7 protein-coding genes are annotated in these 7,279 nt (G+C 59.0%); 2 read left to right on the top strand and 5 right to left on the bottom strand.

Annotated elements, in window-relative coordinates; translation table 11 throughout:
* The 5 genes from ACIREA_RS22445 to ACIREA_RS22425 form a co-directional block, all read right to left on the bottom strand.
* A partial coding sequence (locus tag ACIREA_RS22445; protein WP_397384588.1) for a hypothetical protein occupies nucleotides 1-496 on the bottom strand: 496 nt, incomplete at its 3' end.
* Between the two features lie 9 nt (nucleotides 497-505).
* Nucleotides 506-1,435, bottom strand: coding sequence for a hypothetical protein (locus ACIREA_RS22440; RefSeq protein ID WP_397384587.1), 930 nt, complete (start codon nucleotides 1,433-1,435; stop codon nucleotides 506-508).
* Nucleotides 1,432-1,959 (bottom strand): sigma-70 family RNA polymerase sigma factor, encoded by a 528-nt coding sequence (locus tag ACIREA_RS22435; protein ID WP_397384586.1) that lies wholly within the window; start codon nucleotides 1,957-1,959, stop codon nucleotides 1,432-1,434. Before ACIREA_RS22435 ends, ACIREA_RS22440 begins: the two co-directional genes overlap by 4 nt.
* Nucleotides 1,960-2,020: 61 nt before the next feature.
* A complete protein-coding gene (locus ACIREA_RS22430) occupies nucleotides 2,021-3,238 on the bottom strand; it encodes a GDSL-type esterase/lipase family protein (protein WP_397384585.1) in 1,218 nt (405 codons plus the stop codon).
* Nucleotides 3,239-3,243: 5 nt separating this feature from the next.
* The gene (locus ACIREA_RS22425; RefSeq protein ID WP_397384584.1) at nucleotides 3,244-4,551 is read right to left on the bottom strand and encodes a hypothetical protein; all 1,308 of its coding nucleotides are present in this window, start codon (nucleotides 4,549-4,551) and stop codon (nucleotides 3,244-3,246) included.
* 237 nt (nucleotides 4,552-4,788) lie between these two features.
* Here ACIREA_RS22425 and ACIREA_RS22420 point away from each other — a divergent pair, with 237 nt between their 5' ends.
* Together ACIREA_RS22420 and ACIREA_RS22415 are read left to right on the top strand one after the other, a co-directional pair.
* Nucleotides 4,789-4,932, top strand: a complete 144-nt coding sequence (locus ACIREA_RS22420) for a hypothetical protein (protein ID WP_397384583.1) — start codon at nucleotides 4,789-4,791, stop codon at nucleotides 4,930-4,932.
* Between the two features lie 216 nt (nucleotides 4,933-5,148).
* The coding region (locus tag ACIREA_RS22415; protein ID WP_397384582.1) for a ribonucleotide-diphosphate reductase subunit beta at nucleotides 5,149-7,279 on the top strand (2,131 nt) is incomplete at its 3' end.

Raw genomic sequence — 7,279 nt, 5'->3', positions numbered from 1 at the left:
TCCACACATCGAGCTCCGGATGGTAGAGCTGATAGAGCTCGCTTGCCGTGTTCCAAATCGTATCGCCCGTGATCTTGTCCCATTCGGCGTTCACGCGGGCGGCTTCACTCTTATCCCGCTTCCGTCCCCACGGCTCGATGGGCACAAAGTCCTTGTCCGCGCCCAGCAGCGCCAGCCAGTCTTTGCCTGATGCCATGCGAAAGGCACCGTGCTTCAGCTCCTTCGTCGAAAGTCCCAGCTCCTCCGTGAAGCGGCTCATACCGACAAAGATCGCCGTTTTGCCCGCGCTGGGTTCTGTGACGACCGGCAGCGTCGCACCCGACATTTTCGCGAGGATGCTTTGCAGTTCTTTGGCGGCCAGTTTGGTCATCCGCGCCGGTTTCTCCGCGATGACGATCTCCGCGAGAGGTTGGCCGTTTTCGACGAAAAAGCTGTCCGCAGCCTGAAGCGGATTCAGAGCAGCGATGAATAAAACTGAGTGGATGAAGTGGCGCATGAGATCAGATCAAGGGATGGAGGGTGATTCGACAAAGGACACCTGCACGGCATCCAGATAGTGGGGTTTCTTGGCCCGCGATTTGGCTTGGTTTTTGACACCGAAGAAAACCACCAAGCAACGAGCTTTGCCGGGAACTTGCATTCGCAAGCCGATGGATTGCCAGTCGGTGCTGCCGGGTGGGCTCTCGAAGCCTGTTTCGGCTGATGCGATGGATTCGTCCCGTTGAATAAACCAATGTCGGGCAAACCAATCGGGCCCCAGTCGCTCGGGCGCTTCGTTGACGGCGTAAGCCCGGACTGTGTAATGAGGCGAGCTGTCAGGATCTGCACTGGCAAAAGAAGCGCTGACTTCGATCTCGCTCCGTTCGCTGCCGGAGGGAGGGAGAGCGATGATCTGATACAGCCGCGGAAACAGCACGGGTTTTCCATACGCGGTGGTCTCCAGCCTGAGCATGTGCTGACCCTCCTTCGGCGTCACGCCATTCTCCGCAGGCACCACCTTCGCCACATCGCCGGTCCAAAGCGATGGAGCAGGTGGAAACCCCTTCCCCAAAGGCATCTGAGCATCCTCGAAACTCGGTTGCGCCACGGCCAGCGGAGTCTTCTTCACCCCATGCTGTTGCCCCACGAATCCAAACACCACCGACGTGCAGAACATGCCAAACACAATCCCCGCCGCCGCTGCGGTGAGCGGACGCCAGGAATACCAGCGCATAGCGGGTTTGCTTTCAGGCATAGGAGCTGCCCGCATCTGATCGATCACCCGGTTTCGTGATCCCGCCTGGGCCTCCAGTGCCACGTCCAGATTCATGTAGTGCAGGTAGAGCCTCCGCAAATCCGTGTCGGCCTTCAGGCGGGTTTGCAGGAGGGCAGCTTCATCTTCAGTGAGTAATCCGGCCATGTGGCGCTGGATGAGATCGTGTGAGTCGGGATTCATGCGTGTTCCTCCTTGGCGAGTGTGCGCTCCACGCACTCCAGCAGGGCCTGCCGGATGCGGTGGAGCAGTTTGTAGAGTGCCATCGGCGTCTGCCCACGGCGGGTGGCCAGCTCAACCATGCGGGTGCCCTTCGTGTAGGCCGTGAGCACCAGTTCACGTTGCGCGGCGGGGAGCTTTTCCAGGCAGTGCTCCAAGGCCTCGCGATGCCCGTCATGCATCGGCACCAGGGCGGCCGCATCATCGGCGAGCTGGTGCACCAGTTCGTCATCAAACACATGCCGGTCCCGCGACTGCCGGCGCAGATGACGCAGCGCGACATTCTTTGCCACGCCAAAGGCCCAGCCCTGAAAATTCGCCGCCGCATCAAACTTCTCCCACAGCACGAGAATGACATCCTGCATCACCTCCGAAGCCATCTGCCGCGTGGGCACCAGCGACCTCACAAACGTGTGCAACGCCACCTCGCTCTCCGCGTAGTGGCGGAGAAACTGGGCATGGCGCTCGTGTTCGGATGACGGGGACATGGGTGGCTTACAACCTAGTCGTCGCCAGTCACCGCCTCATTTGCCGGAAAAAGTTTCGATCTCAATTCAGCAGCAGGTAAAACACCCGCAGCGCACTCTTGGGCGCGGTCTTCGAGGCTAGGAGGCGGACTCGCGCGGTGTGTGGGCCGGGCTTGAGTTGGTCGTCGAGGATCAAGGCCCAGGGCAGATGTAGGCCGCTGCTCCAGTGCGTCAGCGTGTCGAGCGTGCGAGGCGGTCCGCCATCCACGCTGAACTCGATCTGGCCGGCATCGGGGCCGGAGGCGATGAAAAGGCCGCAGCCGGTGCCCTCGAAGCTGAAATCGAACTCCGCGCCGGGCTCCATGCCGACGAGCGCGGGCACGTTCACAAAGCCTTCGCGCACGCCGATCTTTTTGCCGTTCGGCTGCTTGTCATCGTCGGCAGGTTTCCACGACGGAACGAGCGTGAAGCCTTGGATGATTTTCGCCTGCGAGATGTCGCCGAGACGGCCTTTGGCGTAGCTTTGAGCATCGAGCAGCGCGGGCAGCGGATGCTCTTTCGTGGAAGCGGCGAGGGGTGTGGCAAAAGCGACGTCGAGCATGCGGGCGACGCTGTTGGCGTAGAGTTGATGACCGAACGGCGAGGGATGCAGGCCTTTGAAATCGTCGGCCCAGGTGAACTCGCCCGCGTCGATGCGGTCGGTCACTTCACGCGCGAGGTTGAACGACGGATTGCCATACGCCACGGCCACACGTTCGTGCTGGGCGATGGACGCGGGCACCTTGCCAGCGTGGTAGTCATCCATATGCGGCGGCATGACGAAGTGAAGCTGGATGATATCCGTCAGCGGGCTCACGGTGCGCACGTGACGCACCACGCCCTCCATGCCGCGCAACATGAGATCGGGATGCTGCGGGATGTTCGAGCTGTCATTCACCGCCGCCTCGACGAAGAGCAAATCCACCGGCCCTTTGGCCAACACATCGCGCTCCAAACGGAACGCATGCGGCACGGAACCCATGGAGCCGATGCCCGCATTGATGAACTCGAACTTCGTGTCCGGGAATTTCCGCGTGAGGTAATCGCACATATGCTGCCGCCAAGCACCCCCCGCCGTGATCGAGCCGCCGAAGAAGATGACGCGCCCGGTTTTCTCCTGCGTGAACTTGCGCTGGCAATTCGCCAGTCCATCACGCAGCTCGAAGTAGTCGTGCCCTTTCGGAAGCTTGGCAGGATCGTATTTCGGCTCCGCCGAGGCGAGGGTTGTCAGCAGGAGTAGAAAAAGAAAGAGAGGCTTCATCAGGATTATTTGAGGGGTTTCAGCTTCCATTTGGCGGCATACAAATCGCTGGAGCCGGATTTGGTCACTTCGTGAGTGCCGAAGGTGGCAGGTGTGGAGAGGGCTCCGGCGATGATGAGTTCATCGGGACCGCGGAAGGTGATGGGGTAGGCACTGTCGTTGAGCTTGCCGCCGGCCTGTTGCACCCACAGAAGGCCGCCTTTCACATCAAACGCCGCGAGGAAGATGTCGCCGCTACCTCGGGTGGCGAGCGCGTGCCCGGCGAGCACGGTGTCTTGATTGAAATCGCCGCACACGAAGGCGGTGCCGTGATCATCGGTGGTCACGCCGAGACAGTAATCGGTGCCCGGACCATGCATGTGCTTGGCCCACTGCACCTGGCCCGCGACATCGAGATGCACGATGAGGCCATCGTAATCTTTACCGCTGCATTGAAACGTCTGGCCTGCCACACTCACGCTGCCTTTGAACATGCCCGCGCCCCAGACACGTCCCCGTGAGTCGCACGCGATCTCGTGATAAATGGCGCTCGTGGTGCCCGGGATGAGGTTCACCCATTCGCCCTCGCCTTCCGGGGTGAGTTTCAGCACGAGCGCGGCACTCGTTTTGGATTCGATGGCGATTTTGCCAAAGGCTCCTGTGCCCGACGCACTGCCACCTAGGTAGATGTGATCCTTCCCATCCACCGCGATGCCATGACCGCTGCCGGAGACCTTGCCGGAGGGCGTGCGATGCCAGATCTCGCGACCTTCCGCGTCATACTTCGTGCAGAAAAACTGCCCGCCGATCGCGCCCGTGATGACGACATGCCCCTTCGAGTCGATGGCGATGCCGTGTCCGTAATCGGAACCCGTGCCACCCTTTACGCGCACCCACAGCAGCTTGCCATCGGGGGAGAACTTCGCGGTGAAGGCATCGTAGTTGCCCGCATTCGGCACCTTCTCGCCGTTCGCCATCGCGTCCGTGCTTTCGAAGTGCCCCGTGACATACGCATTGCCCGCCGCATCCGTGATCACGCCATACGCGCGATCCGTTTTGCTGCCGCCGAAGCCGCTCACCCAGAGCGGCTTGCCCGCAGCATCGAGCTTCGTCAGGCACATGTCCATCTCACCGGCGCTCTTGTGCTGCTGATCGCCAAACATCGCATCCCCCACGCACTCGGAAGCCAGAAACACATTTCCCGTGCGATCCGTCGTCACCGCCCGAGTCTTGTCATGCCCACTGCCGCCGCCGCTGAAGACCCATTCGCAGGCTGGAGGCTCCGCCGCGTGGAGTGTGGAAATGAGTGCGAGTAGGGCGAGCGATGTTTTCATGAGATGGAGATAGCGAAGGCTCATTCATACGCCGCGCCTCACTCGTTTTGCTCGGATACTCCTTCAGCGTTTCACGATCTTATCCACCTCGGTCATCTTGAAGCTGAACGTCCCGATTGATCGAGTGCCATTGGCAGCAATCCGCCCTCAACAGCAGCACCAGTTTCGCAGCCCCCGCCTTCACCCCCATTTCTGACAGCGAATGGGAAACCTTCAGCGGCGCCGAAGAGTTCGCCAATGGCGACCGCCCCCTTGTTCTCCGAGACCACCATCAGCGTGGACGGCAGCCCGCAAAAAGTCGTGGTCATCATCGACGCCAATGGCCTCCAAATGATCTCGGACGATGACGAAATAATCTGGCTCGCACCTGTAACGCCTTGAGGTAATCCTCCTTTACCACTTCATCTTCGATCTACGTTCAGACCAACACGACTTGGGACCCTAGAAGGCAATTTACTATCAGCCAAAACCAATGAATTGAGCCGCCAGTAGTGCCTTAATCGCTCAAAAAACACTATATATTGACAATTTGTTCATGCGAATACCGCATGTTGTGGCATATCAATTTAAAGCACTAGATCCAATTCGCAGCATTACATGGACAAAATCTACCCCATCAGAAACCACGATTTCATCCTCACACAGCATAAGGCTGAGGAGGCTCTGGCTGGCAAACACGTCATCAATGGCACCCCCTGCGCGGGCTTTGATCTGTTTCCGGTAAAATATGAGTGGGCGGTGGAAAAGTACGCCGCCATGATGGCCAACCATTGGGAACCGGAGGACATCCAAATGCAACGGGACGTGGAGCAATGGCGCTCCGAGCAGATCACCCCCAACGAGCGCTGGATCATCATGATGGGCATTGGCTATTTCAGCGCCGCCGAGGGCATCGTCGGGGAGAACATCCAGCACGCGGTGCGGGACCTCGTTTCAGCGCCAGAGTTGAAACTCGTGCTGGGCCGGCATGCACATGAGGAGAACATCCACGCCGACAGCCTGCTATACATGATATCTTCTCTGGGCATCGATCCCCATGATTGTGAGGCTATGTTCGAGCAGATCCCCTCAATCGTTAAAAAGAACGAGTTCGTCACCCGGCATTCGAACAACCTGCGCAGCGACCTCGATCTCAAATCCATCGAGGGCAAGCAATTGCTGGCCAAAAACATGTTTGTTTTCGGCCAGTGTATGGAGGGCACCCAGTTTTACGGCCTCTTCGGCATGATCCTCAGCCTCTATCGTCAGGGCAAGTTCCCCGGCATAGGCCAGATGTTCCGCTACACGCTGCGGGACGAGTCGAACCACATCGAGGTCTTCCGCCATCTTTTTCTGGATCTGCTGCGTGAGAATCCGGACATCTGCACCGCCGCCTTCCGGGATGAGCTGGTGCAGATCATGAGCGAGGGGGTGGCGCTGGAAAAAGAGTTCATCCGCGACTGCCTGCCGGTCAATGCCGTGGGACTGACGATGGCGGAATTTGAGCGCTACACCGATTTCATTGCCGACCGCCGACTGCGCGGCTGCGGCTTACCAGAACTCCATCCCGGCATTCAAGACCCGTTGCCATGGCTGGATGAAGTCATCTTCATGCGAAAGGAGCAGAACTTCTTTGAAGGGAAAGTCACCGATTACCAGAAGGTGGCCAGCTTCATCTCGGAGATCTTCCCATCCGATGCGACGTCCGAACGTGAGAGCTACGCGGCGCTGCAGCAACTGTGGCCGACCATAACTGCGGCAGCCACACCGCAGTCCTCTGAATTCGCAAACCGCCCCCCCGTTGTCACAGCGTACCAGTGCGAGTCGACAATCTGCGCAAGCTCGGAGAAAACCACCTGCCAGATCGGCAACCGCCTATTCCTGCTGGACAAAACCAAGGCGAAAGTCGCCTTCGCGGCCAAACGTGTCGTCAACGGTCGCGAGACGATGACCTTCAATCTGCTGCCGCTCAAATACCCCTGGGCCTACGAACTCTATAAACAGATGAAAGCCGACCACTGGGGGCCACTGAGCCCGGACATCCAGATGGAGACGGACATTGCGCAATGGCACGCAGCCGACCTGACCACTGGTGAGCGTTCGATTATCCAATTGGCCATCGGATGGCTGGCAACGTCGCGCAAAATGGCCGGTGCGGAGGTGCAGCATGTGGTTCGCACATTGGTGACAGCACCGGAATTAAAACTCGTTCTGGGGCGCGAAACGCATGACGACAACATCCGTCTGGAAGCCCTGGTCCACGCCGCATTCACCCTCGGCGTGAACATCCATGAGTGTGAAGCGCTTTGCCTGACCTCGCCTTTAATCTCACAAAAGCAGGCCTTCGTCACCAGGCACACCAGCGGCCTTCATCGTGGCATGGATCTTACCCGACCTGAAAACCTGAAACTGATGGCGCGCAGCCTTTTCGTCTTCGGTCAGTGCATGAAGGGGCTCCAGTTTTTTGGCCTGTTTGGCTCCGTAATGAGCCTCCAGCATCACGGCCGGTTTCCCGGCTTCCGACAGATTCTCTCGAACATCCTGCGGGATGAGGCCCACTACACCGAGTTCTTCCGCCTGCTCTTCCTGGACCTGCTGAATGAGAATCCTGCGATCAACGACTCAGCCTTTCGTGAAGAACTCATCGGCATCATGCTTGAAGCGGTCAAGCTAGAGAAAGACCTGATTCGCCAGGGGCTGCCCATTAAGGCTCTCGGCGTCAAGATCAAGGACTACGAAAGCTTCATCG

The organism is Prosthecobacter sp., from assembly GCF_044373815.1.
Taxonomy (GTDB): Bacteria; Verrucomicrobiota; Verrucomicrobiia; order Verrucomicrobiales; family Verrucomicrobiaceae; genus Prosthecobacter.
Note: the sequence above shows the minus strand (reverse complement) of the source record. Positions and strands in the feature narration are given on the sequence as shown.

What these genes read in the sequence shown, in the direction of transcription:
- ACIREA_RS22440 (WP_397384587.1), bottom strand. Translation starts at nt 1,435, where the DNA reads ATGAATCCCGACTCACACGATCTCATCCAGCGCCACATGGCCGGATTA.
- ACIREA_RS22435 (WP_397384586.1), bottom strand. Translation starts at nt 1,959, where the DNA reads ATGTCCCCGTCATCCGAACACGAGCGCCATGCCCAGTTTCTCCGCCAC.
- ACIREA_RS22430 (WP_397384585.1), bottom strand. Translation starts at nt 3,238, where the DNA reads ATGAAGCCTCTCTTTCTTTTTCTACTCCTGCTGACAACCCTCGCCTCG.
- ACIREA_RS22425 (WP_397384584.1), bottom strand. Translation starts at nt 4,551, where the DNA reads ATGAAAACATCGCTCGCCCTACTCGCACTCATTTCCACACTCCACGCG.
- ACIREA_RS22420 (WP_397384583.1), top strand. Translation starts at nt 4,789, where the DNA reads ATGGCGACCGCCCCCTTGTTCTCCGAGACCACCATCAGCGTGGACGGC.